The following is a 16258-nucleotide window of genomic DNA, read 5'->3' on the forward strand; positions in this document are numbered from 1 at the left end:
CCGGAACAGGGCAGCGGCGCGCAGCGCTAGTCGGCTAGTCGATCAGCCCGAACCGGCGTCCGACCGCCACCGCGCTGGTCCGGTTGTGCACGTTCAGCTTCGCGTTGATGTTGCGCAGGTGCGTGCAGACCGTGCTGTACGACACGAACAGCTTCTCGGCCATCGCATTGTTCGAATAGCCTTGCGCGAGCAGTTGCAGTACGCGCCGCTCCTTGCGCGTCAGCGGCTCGAGCGGCTCGAGCGGCGCGGCGGCGTGCGCGGGCGGCTCGCCTTCGGCAAGCGCCGCCAGTTGCGCCGCATACGGTTCGATACACGCGCGCAGATAATCCTCCAGCAGCGGATCGCGAGCGCGCGTCGCGCCGCTTGCCTGGCAGCGCATCGCGAGCCGGGCCGCCAGAGGCCCCTCGTCGACCATCATGCGCACGAGGCCTTCCGCGCACAGCGTGTCGAGCAGTGGCCAGGCAGCGGCAAGCGCGTCCGGCTCGCGGCCGGCCTGCAGAAGCGCGAGACATTCGAGTAACTGCAGCTTCATCGCGCGCCAGCGGCGCCCGGCCGACGCGGCATCCGCGCGCGCCTGCGCGAGGGCGCGCGCCGCATCGCCGGCATCGCCGAAATGCAAGGCCCAGCGCAGCCGCGCGATTGTCAGCGAGTCGACCTCGTGGGCGAGAAAACGCAGCGCTTCGATACGCGTCCAGACCGCGGTGGCGCCCGCCGCGAGATCGAGCTCCGAGCGCGACGCCTCGGCATTGCCCTGCAGCAGCAACAGCCTCGCGCGTTCGAGTTTCGCGCTCGCGACCACGCGCGGCAGGCGGCGATCGTATCCGAGCCGCTCCAGTTGCGCGAGCAGCCGGAACGCGAGATCGACGTCGCCGCGCTGAAATGCAATCCGGGCCTGCATGGAATAGCCGGCGATCGCGTGATCGGGCAAGCCGATATCGCGTGCCAGCGGCACATAGATGTTGAGCAGCGGCTCCGCGTCGGCGACGCGGCCGGCCTCATAGAGCGCGCGCGCGTACAGCAGACCGGCCCACGCATTTCCATCGGTAAAACCGGCGGTCTCATGGCCGCCGGCGGTGCCCGCCGCGAGATGGAAGCGGGCGGTCGCGAGCCGCAGATGGCCCTCCTGCAAATCGATCAGCCCCTCGGCCGCCTCGGTGTACATCCTGTTGAGCGCGCTTTGTGCGCCGCCGATGGTGCGCGCCGTATCGAGAAGGCGGCGAGCTTCGTCGCGATGCCCCATCGTCGTCGCGAGGGTGGCCATCACGTTGACGAGCGTCGCATTCGCGAACGGATGAACGGCCGATGCCGCAGTGAGGCAGCGCCGGCCCGCTTCGTAGGCTTCTTCGACGCGATCGAGCGTCGCGAGCAGCACGACGTGGCAGGCGTCGGCTTGCGCGCGGATCTCGGCGGACGGCGCCGTGCGCCAGTTCGCCTGCTCGGCCAGCGCCATGGCCTCGAGCGGGCTGCGGGTCAGGCATATCGTCCATGCGTGAACGATGCCGATGGTCGGGTGGCAGTCGATGCCGTCCTGCGGCAGCCGTGCGAACCACCGAGCCAGCAGCCGCAGCCGTCCTTGCGCGAGGAAATCCACGGCGTGCGGAAGCAGCAGCCCGAGCGCGCGTTCGACATCACCCGCGTCGATCGCGTGATCGATGGCGGACACCGGATGGCCGTGCTGTTCGTGCCAGCGCGAGGCCGCAAGATGCAGCAAGGGCACCCGGTCCGGATGCCGGCGCGCCAGTTGCGCGCGCAGGAAATCCAAGAACAGACTGTGAAAGCGGTAGGCCGGTTCCGCCGCCTCGACGCGATTCACGAACAGTCCCGCCTGGTCGAGAGTACGCAGCATGGTTGCACTGTCCACGCCGGGATTGAGCGCGTCGCACACCGGCGCGCTGAGCTGGCGCAGCACGCTGCACTGAAGCAAAAACGTCTGGACCGGTTCGGGCTGCCCCGCGAGCACGTCTTCGGCGAGATAGTCCGCGAGCGGGTCGTGCGAACCGGAGAAGCGTTCGATGAAGGCACTCCTCTCGTCACGTTTTTCGAGTGCGAGCGATGCGAGCCACAGCGCGGCGGCCCAGCCCTCGGTGCGGCGCTGCAGTCGATCGAGATCGCGGCCGCCGAGCGCGAGATTCGCGTGCCCGTTCAGCATCCGCTCGGTTTCCGCAAGCGAGAACCGCAAGCGGTCGGCGTCGATTTCGAGCAGTTGACCGCGCGCGCGCAAGCGGCCGAGCGACAGGTGCGGCTGGCTGCGGGAACCGATCACGACAAAGCCGTGGCGGGGCAGCCGATCGACAATTTCATGCAGCAGCGCGATCACGCCCGGATCGTGGATCGTCTCGAACTCGTCGATGAAAAGCGCGAAGGGCGACTGGCGCGCGGCGATGCGGTCGAAGACGGCCAGCGTGACATCCGCTGCGGATCGCGGATCGTCGCCGGCCAGACGCTCGGCGTCCATATGCCGCAGCGCCAGTTGCAGGTAATGCAGGAAACGCGACGGATCGTTGTCGCCGTGGTCGAGCGTCAGCCACGCCGTCTCGAAGCCGAGCCGCGCGAGTTGCGCGCGGCACTGGCTCATCGCCGTCGTCTTGCCGAATCCCGCGGGAGCACGCACGAGCACGAGTTTCGCGGCGTGCGGCACGCAAACGAGATCGCGGATCGCATCGCGCGGGATGTCGGTCGTATGACTGGCGGGGGGCGCGATCTTCGCCGCGGCACGGGCACCGAGACGCACAGCCGGATGCGCGGAGGAGGCGCTTGCGGCGCAATCGGCGGTCAATGAGTCGGGTGAGGGCGAGGCCGCGTTTGGCAAGATCGGTGCATTCCTGAAGGCATTTCAGCGGGGCGCCATGCCGACAGGAAGGTCGCGAGGTTCACCCGGAATGAAGCGGCGCGCTGCTGGCCGCCGGAGAAACCGCATCTTCGCACGCATCGCTTCGTGTCGTCATCCTCATCATCCAGAATCTCGCGCGGCTCGCGCAGCGTTGCTTCATCGCCGAATGGCAAATCAGCCACCCACGCCGCGATCGCGATAAGCCGTATGCCGCACTTTCCCCCGCCGCATCACACCGCGTCCGACTCCCGGAAAACCCTGCCCGACACATCGCGCCTGCGCATAACTGTACTTTCGGACGGGGAATTTCAGCGGCGCTTTGATGAGAATGAATTCCGGCGACAAGCGACCAACACGCGAGCGCACCGCGTTTCCCGGAAACACGCGCACGCGTGTTCTCGTTCCGGAGGAAACAAACCGGCCCCGCAGCAGCGGCGCAGTTCAGTCGTCGGACGGTCCAGATGCCGACAGACGCTACCCCGTCCGTTTTGATACGTCATGCGAATCAAATGCCAATCCGAAGTAGCAGGAGACAAAGATGTTCGAAAGAAGGGCAATTGCAAAGGCAGCGTCGACCTGCCTGACTGGCCTGCTGGTGAATACCTGCGTCCATGCGCAAGGCAGCGTAACGCTTTACGGCGTTCTGGACGGCGGCCTGGCGTACTTCAGCAAGACGGCCAATCCGGCCACCGGACAGAATGAACGCAAGCAGTTCTCGTTTCTCGACAGCGGCAAGGCGCCGAGCGCATTCGGGCTGACTGGCACCGAGGACCTGGGCGGCGGCCTGAAAGCCACGTTCAGGCTGGTAAGCGGCATCAGCACGGCCAACGGTGCTTTCGACAATTCGAACGGGTTCGCGTTTGGCGGTCAGGCATGGATCGCGCTCGACGGGCGCTTCGGCCAGGTCAAGGCGGGGGTGCAGTATTCGCCATTCGGCCTCGCGGTTTACGAGGGCGATCCGCGCCAGTTATCGCCGTTCGGCAGCGGCCTGGTGATCTATGGCGACTCGGTGCTCGGCACCGGCGTCTTCGTCTCGAATGCCGTGAGCTATACGACGCCCCAGCTGTTCGGCCTCAAGGGCAGCGTGATGTACGCGCTTGGCGGAAAGGCCGGCGACTTCCAGGCCGGCCGCCAATATTCGGCGAGCCTGAACTACCAGCATGACGACCTGGTGGTGGTGGCCGGGATATACAGCGCCAATGCCGGCAGCCCGGCGCAGACGCCGGTTCCGACCGATGTGGCGTTCTTCGGACGCACGCTGGGCGTCTCTTACAAATGGGGCAATCTCACGGCAAAGGCGTCGTTTACGAACTACAAGACCGCTGGCTGGTTCAACAACAATGTCTACGCCGCGGGCCTGGACTACCTCGTGACGCCGTCCTTCGATCTCGACGGCGGCGTCTGGTTCACCAGCGACCGCAACGATACGGCCAATCACTCGCTGTTGTTCGCAATGGGCGGGCAATACTTCCTGTCGAAGGCGACGACGCTGTATGCGCAGGTCGCCGTGGTGAACAACCAAGGAGCGATGAACACCGGCCTGTCCGTCCACAACGCGCCTTACGGCACCTCGGGGACGACGACCGGCGTCAACGTCGGCATACGTCACATGTTCTGAACAGGCTTTCGCGGTTGACGCGTTGCCGGTGACCTCTCGCCCGTTCACGCAAGCATTCGCCCTGATCCACGGCTTGCCCATCACTCATGTTTTTTCCTCAGATGCCAACGACTATGACTGACTCTCCTTCGCCCGATGTCCGCGGCGCCCCGGAACTGCAAGTGCAGCGCGCCGCTGCGGTCGTTACGCTGACCTTCAACCGCCCGAGCGCGCTCAACGCGCTGGACGTGCCGATGGCCCGGGCATTGCTCGCCGCCGCCAAAGATCTGGCGGCTGACCCATCCGTGCGTGCCGTCGTGTTGCGTGGCGCCGGCAAGGGGTTCGTGGCGGGCGGAGATCTGGCGACGCTGCGAGCCGACCCCGTGCAAGGAGCAATCGATCTGATCACGCCGATTCATGAGGCGGTGGCGATCCTGGCTGCCATGAATGCGCCTGTGATCGCCCAGGTGCATGGCGTGGCCGCGGGCGCAGGCCTGAGCCTGATGCTGCAGGCCGACTTCGTGCTCGCAGCGGAGGGCACGCGTTTCAACTCCGCCTTCATCAACCTGGGCGCGAGCTGCGATTCGGGTACCTCGTGGGTGCTGCCGCGCCTGGTGGGGCTGCGCCGCGCGCTCGAAATCGCCATGCTGGGCGAGACGTTCGGAGTCGCGGATGCCGAGCGGCTCGGGTTGATCAACCGCGTCGTGCCGGCGGATCGGCTTCAGGAGGAAACCGACGCGCTGGCGCTGCGCCTCGCATCCGGACCGACTCTCGCCTACGGCGCCATCCGGCGCTTGATGCGCGAGTCGTTCGACCGCAGCCTCCCCGCGCAACTCGACGCCGAAGCGGAGGCTTTCCGCGCATGCGCGGGCACGCAGGACTTCGGCGCCGGGTTGGAGGCGTTCCATTCCAGACAGGTTGCCCGGTTTGCGGGCCGCTGATCCATCCAGTTCATCTTCCGGAGATTTATATGACCCAGCGTGACATCTATGTCGTCGGTACCGCGCGCACCGCGATCGGCACCTTCGGCGGCGCGCTCAAGGACGTGCCCAACACGCAGCTCGCGACCACCGTCGTCAGGGCCGCGATCGAACGCAGCGGCGTGCCGCCCGATGCGATCGGCCACGTGGTGATGGGCAACGTGATTCCTACCGAACCGAGCGACGCGTACCTGAGCCGCGTGGCAGCCCTCGATGCGGGTTGCCCGATCGAAACGCCTGCCTTCAACGTAAACCGGCTGTGCGGCTCGGGCCTGCAGGCCATCGTGTCGGCTGCGCAGGCCATCGGTCAGGGGGATTGCGAGATCGCCGTAGGCGGCGGCTCGGAGTCGATGAGCCGCGGCCCGTACTTCGATTCCGCGGCGCGCTACGGCGCGCGCATGGGCAATGCCGAGCTGATCGACTATATGGTCGGCATCCTGCACGATCCGTGGGAAAAGTTGCATATGGGCATCACGGCCGAGAACGTCGCTGCGCGCTACGGGATTTCGCGCGACGCGCAGGATCGCCTGGCCGCCGAAAGCCAGCGTCGCGCGGCGCTCGCGATTGCGCAGGGGCGTTTCAAGGAGCAGATCGTCCCGGTCGAGATCAGGACGCGCAAGGGCGTGGTCCGGTTCGATACCGACGAACACGTGCGCGCCGACACCACGCTGGAGACGCTGGCCGGCATGAAGCCTGTCTTCAGGAAGGACGGACTCGTGACCGCCGGCAATGCGTCGGGCATCAACGACGGTGCCAGCGCCGTGGTGCTGGCGACGGCGGAGCGGGTCAAGGCACTGGGCCTGCGGCCGCTCGCGCGTCTGGTCGGCTATGCCCACGCGGGCGTCGAGCCCGCGTACATGGGTATCGGACCGATTCCAGCCACGCGCAAGGTGCTCGAACGCACCGGGCTCAGGACGCAGGACATGGACGTGATCGAAGCCAACGAAGCATTTGCCGCCCAGGCGTGTGCGGTCGTTCAGGAACTGGGCCTGGATCCGGCTAAGGTCAATCCGAACGGATCGGGCATTTCGCTCGGCCACCCCGTGGGCGCCACGGGCGCGATCATCACCACGAAGGCGATTGCCGAACTGCATCGGACGGGCGGCCGTTACGCGTTGGTGACGCTTTGCATCGGCGGCGGACAGGGGATCTCGGCCATCTTCGAGCGGACCTGAATACGTTCGACGGCGGACGATTGGACTGCGCCGTGCGGCGCAGCATTTCAACTTTATCGTGAAGGAACAGACGGTTGTTCATGTCGTCCTTGCTTTCCCGATTTGTTTAACTATAGTGTTAAATATTAATCGTCACGTTTACAAAAGGAGACAGTCATGAGCGAGCCGCTTCATCGTCCTTCGTTGGGATCCGCGGTGTACTACAAGGACCCGTTTGCCGCGCTCGACTGGCTCGAGCGGGCGTTCGGCTTCGAGCGCCAGTTGGTCATCACGGACAACGACGGCCAGTTGGGCCACTCGGAAATGCGTTTCGGCGACAGCTACGTGATGATCTGCCGCGAATGGTCGGAAAACGCGGCCAGCCCGGCGTCGATCGGCGGCAAGAACACGCAGTCGGTGCACGTGCAATTGCGTGACGGCATCGACGAACATTGCGCCCGCGCGCGTGCCGCGGGCGCGGTGGTGACGCGCGAACCGGAAGATCAGTTTTACGGCGACCGCGTCTACGCGGTCCGCGATCCGGAGGGGCATGTGTGGAGCTTCGGCCAGACGGTGCGCACCGTGTCGCGCGAGGAAGCCGAGCGCGTCAGCGGCCTGAAGATCGAAGGATGGGTGTAACGCATGGCCCTGCCTGCCAGCGCCTCGCTCGACCGCACATTGGCCGCGCTAGCCGATCCGAACCGGCGTCAGGTGGTCGATCTGCTCAGCCGTCAGCCGATGCGCGCCGGCGAACTCGCGCAAGCCACTGGCCTGTCGCCTCAAGCGATGAGCCGGCACTTGCGTGTGCTGCGTTCGAGCCAGCTGATCGAGGAATCGCATGACGGCGTCGACGCGCGCGTGCGGCTTTACGTGTTGCGCTCCACGCCGATGAGCGAATTGAAGGCGTGGCTCGAACAGACCGAGGCCATGTGGGCCGGGCAATTGCTGTCGTTCAAAGCGCATCTGGAGGCCCGGGGATGAGTTCGCGCGTGCAGGTGTCGTTGCGCGTGGCCGCCTCGCCGCAACGCGCGTTCGACGTTTTTACGCGCGAGATCGGCGCATGGTGGCGGCCCAATCAGCTGTTTCAGTTCACGCCGCAAAGCGCCGGTGTGTTGTCGTTCGAACCGGCTGAGCAAGCGGGCGGGCAGGGCCGCCTGATCGAGACGCAGGCGGACGGCAGCGTCTTCGAGATTGGCCGCGTCACGGCCTGGGAGCCGGGCGAGCGTCTTGCGTTCGGCTGGCGTCAGGCCAGTTTCAGCGACGCGCAGCACACGCATGTCGACGTGCGTTTCGAAGCGGTGGGCGATGAAACGCGGGTGACCGTCGAACATCGTGGCTGGGATACCGTGCCGCAGGACCATGTGGCGCGTCACCATTTCCCCGATCGCGTGTTTCTGCTGCGGCACGGCGAATGGTGGCAGGCGTTGCTCGCTTCGCTGCGAACCGCGGTTCAGGTGTCCGGACCGACCGGCTGAGGAGCGCCACGGCGTGCAGGCGAGAAACGCTTCAGCGCGTGGCGATCGCGGCGGCGACGCCCGCCATCATCGTCGCGCTCGCGTGCCGCGACGCTCAGCGCGAGGGCGAAAACGAGCAAGGCAGACAGCGTCATGACGATCTCCACGAACGTCAGTGCGCGCGCAAGCGCCGGTTGACGAAGCGCCACACCGCACTCATGAGCAGCGAACCGACACCGAGCGCGACGCCTAACAGCACGATCGAACTCATGTGGTCGCGCACCAGCGGCACGTTGCCGAACAGATAGCCGGCCGCCACCAGCGACACGATCCACAACGCCGCGCCCGCCGTGACGAACGACACGAAACGCGCGAACGTCATGCGCGAAACGCCCGCGACGAACGGCGCGAAGGTGCGCACCACGGCGATGAACGGCGACAGCAGAAAGGTCAGTCCGCCGCGCGCTTCGTAAAACGCGTGCGCCTTGCGCAACGCGTTCTTGTCGAGCCAGCGATAGTCGGCGGTATAGACTTTCTCGCCGATCGCCCGCCCGATCGCGTAGTCGACGATGCTGCCGGCCACCGTCGCGGCGAACAGCACAGGAATCACGAGCCAGACGTTCAGCGCGCCGGTGGCCGCGAGACCGCCGCAAATGAAAATCAGCGGATCGCCGGGCAGGAAGAACAGCGGCAGAAAACCGATCTCGACGAACACGACGAGAAACAGCATCGCGTAGACGGCGGTGCCGTATTGCACGATCAGGCCGCTCAGGTGCTGGTCGAAGTGCAGGGCGACCTGCAGCACATGCATCAGATCCATCTTGGGTCGAAGGGGAATTCGGATCTTCAGGAGTTTAGTCCCGCGGCGGGGCGCTGACTTGTCTATTTCTCGGCGGTGATGTCAATATCGAGGCGTGTCGTCGAGAATAACCATCAGCACGAGCCTGCCAGAACGCCCATGCAACACGCTACCGGTATGACCTTCCGATTTGCCGAACAACACGATGCCAACGCGATCCGCGCGCTCGAATTCGAGGCGGGACAGCGTTTTCTCAGCGTCGATATGGCGGGTATCGCGGATGCGCCGCCGATGGATCTGGAAATCGTCGAGCGCAAGATCGCGGCGCGGGAAATCATCGTGGCCGTGGCTGCCGATGCGACGTGCGCCGGTTTCGTGATGTTCGAACCGCAACCCACGCGTATCTACGTGCAGGAACTCGACGTGCTCACCTCGCACGCGGGGCAGCGTATCGGTGCGGCGCTGATCGAGCAGGTCGCGCACATTGCGCGCGCGCAACGGCTCACGCAACTGATTCTGTCGACGTTTCGCGAGGTGCCGTGGAACGCGCCGTATTATCGGCGGCTCGGGTTTCGCGATATCGATGAGGCCGAACTCGACGCGGCGTTGATCGCGCGGCGCGACGCGCATATCGCGCGCGGACTCGACGAATCCAGGCGAGTGTTCATGAGGCGAGATCTTGCGTGATGTGTGAAGTGTGATGCGTGCGCTCGGGTGTCGAGCTATAAAAAACGCGGCGAGTAGGACTCGAGCGTTATGTTCCAGTCCTACCCACCGCGCGTTTTTCGGCGCACTGCCATGCATTCGGCTGCTTTTCAATCAGCAGCTCAACCTCCGCCAACGCTCCGCATAGCTTCGCCTTTTCCCGCCTGTTGCAAGCCTTATTCCACGGTTTCCAGCGTCGGATAGTCGACGTAGCCGGTTTCACCGCGTGCGTAATACGTCGCCGGGTTCGGCTTGTTCAACGGCGCATTCGTGGCGAAGCGGCGCACCAGATCCGGATTTGCGATGAACAACTGACCCCACGCCACCGCATCCGCTTCGCCTGCGTCGAGCACTTGCTGCGCGGTTTCTTTGGTGAACTTTTCGTTCGCGATGTACACGCCGCCGAAGGCTTTCTTCAGTTGCGGGCCGAGACGGTCGTCGCCGAGCGCTTCACGTGCGGCGATGAACGCGATCTTGCGCTTGCCGAGTTCGCGGGCCACATAGCCGAACGTGCCGGCCGGATCGGAATCGCCCATGGCGTGCGCGTCGCGGCGCGGTGCGAGGTGCACGCCGACGCGGTTCGCGCCCCACACGTCGATACATGCGTCGGTGATTTCGAGCAGCAGACGCGCGCGGTTTTCGATCGGGCCGCCGTAAGCGTCGGTACGCTGGTTGGTGCTGTCCTGCAGGAACTGGTCGAGCAGATAGCCGTTGGCGCCGTGCACTTCGACGCCGTCGAAACCGGCTGCCTTGGCGTTTTCCGCGCCTTTGCGGAAGGCTTCGACCACGCCGGCGATTTCATCGAGCGCGAGCGCGCGCGGCGTCACATACGGACGCTCCGGACGCACCAGGCTCACGTTGCCGCGTGCGGCGATCGCGCTCGGCGCGACCGGCAGTTCGCCGTTCAGGAACAGCGGGTCCGAAATACGGCCCACATGCCACAGTTGCAGAAAGATCTTGCCGCCCGCGGCGTGCACGGCGCTCGTGACGAGTTTCCAGCCTTCGACCTGCTCCTGCGACCAGATGCCCGGCGTCTCGGCATAACCCACGCCTTGCGGCGTGACCGAAGTCGCTTCGCTGATGATCAGGCCCGCGCTCGCGCGTTCAGCGTAGTACTTCGCCATCAGCGCGTTCGGCACGCGGATTTCTTCGGCGCGCTGGCGCGTGAGCGGCGCCATGATGATGCGGTTCGACAGCGTGATGTCGCCAATTTGCAGCGGATCGAAAAGAGTCGGCATATGAGTTCACCTTTGGCCGAGGGCGCGCGGCCCGAGCCTGAAAAACTGTTTGAAGAAAGAAGCGTGGCAATGCGAATCACGGCGCCTAGAGCCTGGTGTTGATGTGCTCGAGGAACGCCTGGATAGCGGCTTCGTTGCGTTTGAAGAACACCCATTGACCCACCCGCTTCGACGTGACCAGCCCAGCGCGCTGCAAAGCCGCCAGGTGGGCCGACACGGAGGACTGCGACAAGCCGCACTGTCCCTCGATCTTGCCGGCGCATACGCCGTAATCGAGCGGCAGTTCCTGGTCGCCGAAATGCGCGTACGGCTCGCGCAGCCTGCTGAGAATCTCCCGGCGGACCGGATTGGCAAGCGCTTTGTGAATCGCGTCGATATCGAGCGTCATTGGGTAAGTTTCAGGGTCAACAAGAACAACTGGCAGGCGAGGGCGCCGGTCAGCGCCCTTGTGACTGCATCGCTACAACCCGAATCATATATCGTAATTTAACGATATGCTCGAAGTCACTACTGACAATGGGGGCGATAGGTGTGGGCGTACGGAATCGCGAGAATGTACTCTCTGAATCTGCTGATATACGTCGCAATTGAGTCGCAGATCAGCATAGTCCGCCAGGCCGGCGATTCCGTGTTTGGTCTACCAGACGTGTGCTAATTAAGCCACTGAGCTTCCAAGGTGGAACCGCCGCGAAGGTTAGCGCTTCAACAGGCATCCGCTAGCAAATTAAGGATTAACGACTGGGCGGCGCCCCTGCTCGGCGAACCTTTTCAATTCACAAACACGGTTCGTCCCCCTACGATACGCAATGTTGGCGATTTCCGACATAGTGGGACCGCGGCATCGGTCCGTCGAGGGGAACAAAGGCATGGAAGATTTTCAGGTGCTCGACCACATCACGGATGGGGTGATGTCGCTTGACCGCGAGTGGAAGTTTCGAAACATCAACCGCACCGCTGCGCGACTGCTGAAGCGCCGGCCGTCGGACCTGCTGGGTCACGAGATCTGGGCCGAGTACCCCGACATCATTGGGTCGAGCTACGAAACGGCCTATCGGCAGGCGGCCGAGACCGGTATGCCCAGCAGCGCGACCGACTTCTACGCGCCGCTCGGTACCTGGTTCGAAGTGCGGGCGTTTCCAGGCGAGGACGGCGTCACCGTGCTGGTTCGCGACGTCACCGAGGCGCGTGCGATCTCCGAACTCCTGTCGCGCCAGGCCACGCACGATGAACTGACCGGGCTCATCAACCGGCGCGAACTGCTGCTGCGCCTTAACCGTCTCGTCGACGAAGGCGTCGCAGATTCCGTCGATCTGCTCTTCATCGATCTCGACCGCTTCAAGGACATCAACGATTCGTTCGGTCACGCGGCGGGGGATGAAGTGCTGCGCGTCGTCGGCGAGCGTCTTTCGGACTTACTCACCGAACGCGCCCATGCATCGCGCATCGGCGGCGACGAATTCGTGATTTTCCTCGTCGACGCGCCCGAGGGCGAGGCCGCGCGTGTCGCGCGCGACGTCGTAGTACGCATGCGCGAACCTATCCAGACGCCTTCAGTGCGGGCGTCGGTGGGTGCGAGCATCGGCGTGGCGCGCTACCCCGTGTCGGCGTCGGACGCAGGCGAGTTGCTACGCAACGCGGACACCGCCATGTATCACGCGAAGCGCGCAGGCGGCTCGCGCGTGTGGTCGTTCGGTAAGGAGGATGCGCAGCGTCTTTCTCATCGCCTGCGGCTACGCGCGGATCTGGAAAGCGCGAGCGCCTCGCATCAGTTCGAACTGCACTACCAGCCGCAGCTGGATCTGGGCACGGGCCGTATCTACGGCGCCGAGGCGCTTTTGCGATGGAACCATCCCAAACTGGGCCTGCTCATGCCGGGCGACTTCCTCGACGTGCTGCTTGAATCGCCTGCCTATGAGGCGACGGGCGAATGGCTGATTCGTCGCGCGTTCCGCCAGGCGGCGCAATGGCAGGCACCGGACCACATGCCGTTGAAGATCGCCGTCAATCTCTCGGCCACGACGATCCAGAATTGCGATCTCGCCGCACTGGTTTCGGAGGCGGCCGAGGCGTCGGGCGTGAGCGCTTCCGTACTCGACATCGAAGTGACGGAGACTGCGGTCATGAGCGACTTTGTCGCGGCGTCGCGCTCGCTTTCGGCCGTGCGAAGGCTCGGCGTGACCGTCTCGCTCGACGACTTCGGCACCGGCTACTCGAGCCTCGCTTACCTCACACAACTGCCCGTCGATCGCATCAAGATCGACAAGTCGTTCGTGCAGGGACTCACCGTTGAGGAGACCTGTCACCAGTCCCGAGCGATGGTCGAAGCGATGGTGGCGCTCGCGCGCGCGCTGGGCATGGGAACGGTCGCGGAAGGCATTGAGACCGAAACGCAACTCGCGCTCGTTAGGGAACTCGGGTGTGATGCCGCGCAGGGATACTTCATCGGCCAGCCGATGTCGGCGGCGCGCATCGAACCTTTTGTAGACGCGTGGGCGCCGACTGCGCTTTCGTCGTCGCGGGACGCACGAAGCGGATCGCGCTAGCTTCGACGCGCGGTCGCCCGGTTCGCATTGCTTCTGTTTACGGCCGCCGAGCCGGCGTCTGCGTTCGCGCGTCTTCACGCGTGCGAAGGCCGGCAACCCGCTATCTAACGGCGATGCGCCGCAACTGAAGACGGCCCAATTGGCCCTCGGAAGGGGCTTTCGGCGCAGCAGGCGGGCGGCACCTCTACGGTTATCGGTATTCCATAATCGTATAGATGGAGCACTATTTTTCATTATTAAGGCATGTCAATCGTCGCTAGTATGCAGACTCCCAGGTGCGCGCCACGCGTAAACCCGCCAGGCGCACGGTCCAGACTCCGCCTCGCCGGGCTGGCTGATGCGTAAGGGCCGGACCGACCATTCATTGATGCGCTGCCTACGTCGAAGGCGAGACGAGCATGCGAAGAGGAGACTAGAACGTGAAAATGACCTTTCGCTGGTATGGCGACACGGACCCCGTGCCGCTCGCTTATATCCGCCAGATCCCCGGCATGGTCGGAGTCGTCTCGGCGGTCTACGACGTGCCCGTGGGCGACGTGTGGCCGATCGACAGGATCCTGTCGCTGAAAGAGAAGATCGAGGCTCACGGCCTGACACTAGAAGTGATCGAAAGCGTGCCGGTGCACGAGGACATCAAACTCGGCAAACCGACGCGCGACACGCTCATCGCCAATTACGGCCAGACGCTGCGTAATCTCGGCGCCTGCGGTGTGAAGGTGGTCTGCTACAACTTCATGCCGGTTTTCGACTGGACCCGCACCTCGCTGGAAATGCGCCTGCCCGACGGATCGACGACGCTCGCGTTCGACACGCAAGCGATCCGCGAGCTCGACGTCAGCGAGGGTATCCAGTTGCCCGGCTGGGACGCGAGCTATCGGCCCGAGCAATTGAAAGCCCTGCTGCGCGAGTACGAAGCGCTTGACGAAGCCGGTCTGTGGGCCAATCTCGACTACTTCCTGCGCGCGATCATTCCGGTGGCCAAAGAAGCCGGCATCAAGATGGCGATCCACCCCGACGATCCGCCGCGGCCGATTTTCGGACTGCCGCGCATCGTGAAGAATCGCGCGGACCTGCAGCGCGTGCTGGCTATCGTCGACGATCCCGCCAACGGCCTGACGCTGTGCTCGGGATCGCTGGGCGCGGACCTGCAGAACGATATTCCGGCACTGGTGCGCGAGTTCGGCGCACGTGGCCGGATTCATTTTGCCCACCTGCGTAACGTGCAAACCAATGCCGCGGGCGATTTTCATGAGACCTCGCATCGCTCGGCCGATGGCTCACTCGACATGGCCGAGATCGTCAAAGCCTATTTCGAAACCGGGTTTGACGGCTATGCGAGGCCGGACCATGGGCGAATGATCTGGGGCGAAACGGGCCGCGCCGGCTATGGGCTATTCGACCGCGCGCTCGGTGCGGTCTACCTGAACGGCATCTGGGAAGGTCTCGCCAAACATCCGGCCGATCATGCGGCTGAGTAATGCCGCGCTGGCTTCGCTCGCGGCGCGCGCTGCTGGCAAGGTCTTCGTTCCCGCCTACGATCGCGCGAGCCTTGCACCGGGCATTGTCCATCTGGGCCTCGGGGCGTTTCATCGTGCGCACCAGGCCGTCTACACCGAGCACACGTTGCGCGCCGGCGATCACCGGTGGGGTATCGTCGGCGTGTCGTTGCGGCGTGCGGATACGTCGGAGGCGCTCACTCCGCAAGATCATCTGTATGCCGTGGATGTGCGCGACGGCACGGCGGATTCGTTCCAGGTCATCGGTGCGCTGGTCGCTTCGCTGGTCGCGCCGCAGTCACCCGCCGCCGTGCTCGACGCGATGACGGATCCGCGCTGCCATATCGTCAGCCTGACGATCACCGAGAAGGGCTATTGCCGCAATCCGGCCAGCGGCGCATTGCAGTTCGATCATCCCGACATCGCCCATGATTTGCGCGAGGCCGCCGCGCCGCGAAGCGCGATCGGCTTCGTCGTGCGCGCGCTGGCGCTGCGGCGCGCGGCCGGTTTGAGCCCGTTCACCGTGCTGTCGTGCGACAACTTGCCGTCCAACGGCGACACGATGCGCGCGTTGACGCTGGCGTTCGCGCGCGAGACGGATCCTGTGCTGGCCGACTGGATCGAGCGGCAGGGCGCATTTCCCAACACCATGGTGGATCGGATCGTGCCACTGACCACCGACGCCGATCGCATGCGCGTCGCGAAGCAGCTCGGTGCCGACGATGCGTGGCCGGTGATGACCGAGCCGTTTTCGCAATGGGTGATCGAGGATCGCTTCGCGGGACCGCGGCCGGCGTGGGAGCGCGCAGGGGCGACGCTCGTGGATGACGCGCGTCCCTATGAGCAGGCCAAATTGCGGATGTTGAACGGCGCGCATTCGGCGCTCGCGTACCTCGGGTCGCTGATCGGCTATGACACCGTCGATCAGGCGATCGGCGCACCGCCGGTGCTGAACTTCGTCGAAAGCATGTTGCGCGACGAGGTGGAGCCGACGCTGTCGCGACCCGCTTTGGCCACCTATCGCGCTGAACTGTTCGCGCGTTTTCGCAACACCGCGCTCGATCATCGCTTGCAACAGATCGCGACCGACGGCTCGCAGAAACTGCCGCAGCGCTGGCTGGAAAGCGTGCGCGCCAACCTGAAAAGCGGCGCGCCGACCGAACGTCTCGCCTTTGCGCTGGCCGGCTGGATCGCGTACCTCGGCGGTCGGGACGAGACAGGGCGCATTTACGCGATCGCGGATCCTCTCGCCGACACACTGACCGAAGCGGTCCGCGCGACCTTGCACGCGGATGCCGTTGATGCGGTACGCACACTGTTCGAAATCGAGTCGATTTTTGGCTGTGACCTGCGCGCGCACTCGCGCTTCGTCGCGCAAATCGCACGCCATCTGGAGGCGATTCGTGCACAAGGCGTCGTCAAAGCGATGGACGCTTTTACCGCTTGAAGCCATGCATGTGGC

At 64.7% G+C, this 16258-nt stretch carries 15 protein-coding genes; 10 read left to right on the forward strand and 5 right to left on the reverse strand.

Features of this window, described 5'->3' with window-relative positions; all coding sequences use genetic code 11:
• Positions 1–34: 34 nt before the first annotated feature.
• Positions 35–2809, reverse strand: coding sequence for a winged helix-turn-helix domain-containing protein (locus PQR54_RS05940; protein ID WP_408244481.1), 2775 nt, complete (start codon positions 2807–2809; stop codon positions 35–37).
• 559 nt (positions 2810–3368) lie between these two features.
• On the opposite strand from PQR54_RS05940, the gene PQR54_RS05945 reads away from it, so the two are divergent.
• From PQR54_RS05945 to PQR54_RS05970, 6 genes are all read left to right on the forward strand, one after another.
• Positions 3369–4448, forward strand: a complete 1080-nt coding sequence (locus tag PQR54_RS05945) for a porin (protein ID WP_408244482.1) — start codon at positions 3369–3371, stop codon at positions 4446–4448.
• Between the two features lie 113 nt (positions 4449–4561).
• Entirely contained in the window at positions 4562–5368 is an 807-nt protein-coding gene (locus tag PQR54_RS05950) for an enoyl-CoA hydratase/isomerase family protein (protein WP_408244483.1), read from the forward strand.
• A 29-nt stretch (positions 5369–5397) separates the two neighbouring features.
• Positions 5398–6582 carry an acetyl-CoA C-acyltransferase family protein gene (locus PQR54_RS05955; RefSeq protein WP_408244484.1) on the forward strand — a complete coding sequence of 395 codons (1185 nt, stop codon included), beginning with the start codon at positions 5398–5400 and terminating at the stop codon, positions 6580–6582.
• A 156-nt stretch (positions 6583–6738) separates the two neighbouring features.
• Positions 6739–7200 carry a VOC family protein gene (locus PQR54_RS05960; protein ID WP_408244485.1) on the forward strand — a complete coding sequence of 154 codons (462 nt, stop codon included), beginning with the start codon at positions 6739–6741 and terminating at the stop codon, positions 7198–7200.
• 3 nt (positions 7201–7203) lie between these two features.
• Positions 7204–7542, forward strand: coding sequence for an ArsR/SmtB family transcription factor (locus PQR54_RS05965; protein ID WP_408244486.1), 339 nt, complete (start codon positions 7204–7206; stop codon positions 7540–7542).
• A complete protein-coding gene (locus tag PQR54_RS05970; protein WP_408244487.1) occupies positions 7539–8036 on the forward strand; it encodes an SRPBCC family protein in 498 nt (165 codons plus the stop codon). Before PQR54_RS05965 ends, PQR54_RS05970 begins: the two co-directional genes overlap by 4 nt.
• Here PQR54_RS05970 and PQR54_RS05975 read toward each other — a convergent pair.
• Both PQR54_RS05975 and PQR54_RS05980 read right to left on the reverse strand, forming a co-directional pair.
• A complete protein-coding gene (locus tag PQR54_RS05975) occupies positions 8012–8170 on the reverse strand; it encodes a hypothetical protein (protein ID WP_408244488.1) in 159 nt (52 codons plus the stop codon). The genes PQR54_RS05970 and PQR54_RS05975 overlap by 25 nt on opposite strands.
• 17 nt (positions 8171–8187) lie before the next feature.
• Complete coding sequence (locus PQR54_RS05980) at positions 8188–8835, reverse strand: VTT domain-containing protein (protein ID WP_116121868.1); 648 nt, start codon at positions 8833–8835, stop codon at positions 8188–8190.
• Positions 8836–8973: 138 nt separating this feature from the next.
• Between PQR54_RS05980 and PQR54_RS05985 the strand changes: the two genes are divergently transcribed.
• Complete coding sequence (locus PQR54_RS05985; protein ID WP_408244489.1) at positions 8974–9501, forward strand: GNAT family N-acetyltransferase; 528 nt, start codon at positions 8974–8976, stop codon at positions 9499–9501.
• 194 nt (positions 9502–9695) lie between these two features.
• On the opposite strand, the gene PQR54_RS05990 is transcribed toward PQR54_RS05985, so the two are convergent.
• Entirely contained in the window at positions 9696–10757 is a 1062-nt protein-coding gene (locus tag PQR54_RS05990; protein ID WP_408244490.1) for an alkene reductase, read from the reverse strand.
• Positions 10758–10842: 85 nt separating this feature from the next.
• Positions 10843–11145, reverse strand: a complete 303-nt coding sequence (locus tag PQR54_RS05995) for an ArsR/SmtB family transcription factor (RefSeq protein ID WP_408244491.1) — start codon at positions 11143–11145, stop codon at positions 10843–10845.
• Positions 11146–11623: 478 nt separating this feature from the next.
• Here PQR54_RS05995 and PQR54_RS06000 point away from each other — a divergent pair, with 478 nt between their 5' ends.
• The 3 genes from PQR54_RS06000 to PQR54_RS06010 all read left to right on the forward strand — a co-directional run bounded on the left by PQR54_RS06000 (position 11624) and on the right by PQR54_RS06010 (position 16243).
• Entirely contained in the window at positions 11624–13300 is a 1677-nt protein-coding gene (locus PQR54_RS06000; protein ID WP_408244492.1) for a putative bifunctional diguanylate cyclase/phosphodiesterase, read from the forward strand.
• A gap of 425 nt (positions 13301–13725) precedes the next feature.
• Entirely contained in the window at positions 13726–14778 is a 1053-nt protein-coding gene (uxuA, locus tag PQR54_RS06005; protein ID WP_408244998.1) for a mannonate dehydratase, read from the forward strand.
• Positions 14765–16243 (forward strand): mannitol dehydrogenase family protein, encoded by a 1479-nt coding sequence (locus PQR54_RS06010; RefSeq protein WP_408244493.1) that lies wholly within the window; start codon positions 14765–14767, stop codon positions 16241–16243. Before uxuA ends, PQR54_RS06010 begins: the two co-directional genes overlap by 14 nt.
• Positions 16244–16258: the final 15 nt, after the last annotated feature.

Source organism: Paraburkholderia phytofirmans (assembly GCF_046028095.1).
Lineage (GTDB): Bacteria > Pseudomonadota > Gammaproteobacteria > Burkholderiales > Burkholderiaceae > Paraburkholderia > Paraburkholderia phytofirmans_A.

Excerpts from the sequence above, each read along its gene's own strand:
- PQR54_RS05945 (WP_408244482.1), top strand. The coding sequence starts at position 3,369 with ATGTTCGAAAGAAGGGCAATTGCAAAGGCAGCGTCGACCTGCCTGACT.
- PQR54_RS05950 (WP_408244483.1), top strand. The coding sequence starts at position 4,562 with ATGACTGACTCTCCTTCGCCCGATGTCCGCGGCGCCCCGGAACTGCAA.
- PQR54_RS05955 (WP_408244484.1), top strand. The coding sequence starts at position 5,398 with ATGACCCAGCGTGACATCTATGTCGTCGGTACCGCGCGCACCGCGATC.
- PQR54_RS05960 (WP_408244485.1), top strand. The coding sequence starts at position 6,739 with ATGAGCGAGCCGCTTCATCGTCCTTCGTTGGGATCCGCGGTGTACTAC.
- PQR54_RS05965 (WP_408244486.1), top strand. The coding sequence starts at position 7,204 with ATGGCCCTGCCTGCCAGCGCCTCGCTCGACCGCACATTGGCCGCGCTA.
- PQR54_RS05970 (WP_408244487.1), top strand. The coding sequence starts at position 7,539 with ATGAGTTCGCGCGTGCAGGTGTCGTTGCGCGTGGCCGCCTCGCCGCAA.
- PQR54_RS05975 (WP_408244488.1), bottom strand. The coding sequence starts at position 8,170 with ATGACGCTGTCTGCCTTGCTCGTTTTCGCCCTCGCGCTGAGCGTCGCG.
- PQR54_RS05980 (WP_116121868.1), bottom strand. The coding sequence starts at position 8,835 with ATGGATCTGATGCATGTGCTGCAGGTCGCCCTGCACTTCGACCAGCAC.
- PQR54_RS05985 (WP_408244489.1), top strand. The coding sequence starts at position 8,974 with ATGCAACACGCTACCGGTATGACCTTCCGATTTGCCGAACAACACGAT.
- PQR54_RS05990 (WP_408244490.1), bottom strand. The coding sequence starts at position 10,757 with ATGCCGACTCTTTTCGATCCGCTGCAAATTGGCGACATCACGCTGTCG.
- PQR54_RS05995 (WP_408244491.1), bottom strand. The coding sequence starts at position 11,145 with ATGACGCTCGATATCGACGCGATTCACAAAGCGCTTGCCAATCCGGTC.
- PQR54_RS06000 (WP_408244492.1), top strand. The coding sequence starts at position 11,624 with ATGGAAGATTTTCAGGTGCTCGACCACATCACGGATGGGGTGATGTCG.
- uxuA (WP_408244998.1), top strand. The coding sequence starts at position 13,726 with ATGACCTTTCGCTGGTATGGCGACACGGACCCCGTGCCGCTCGCTTAT.
- PQR54_RS06010 (WP_408244493.1), top strand. The coding sequence starts at position 14,765 with ATGCGGCTGAGTAATGCCGCGCTGGCTTCGCTCGCGGCGCGCGCTGCT.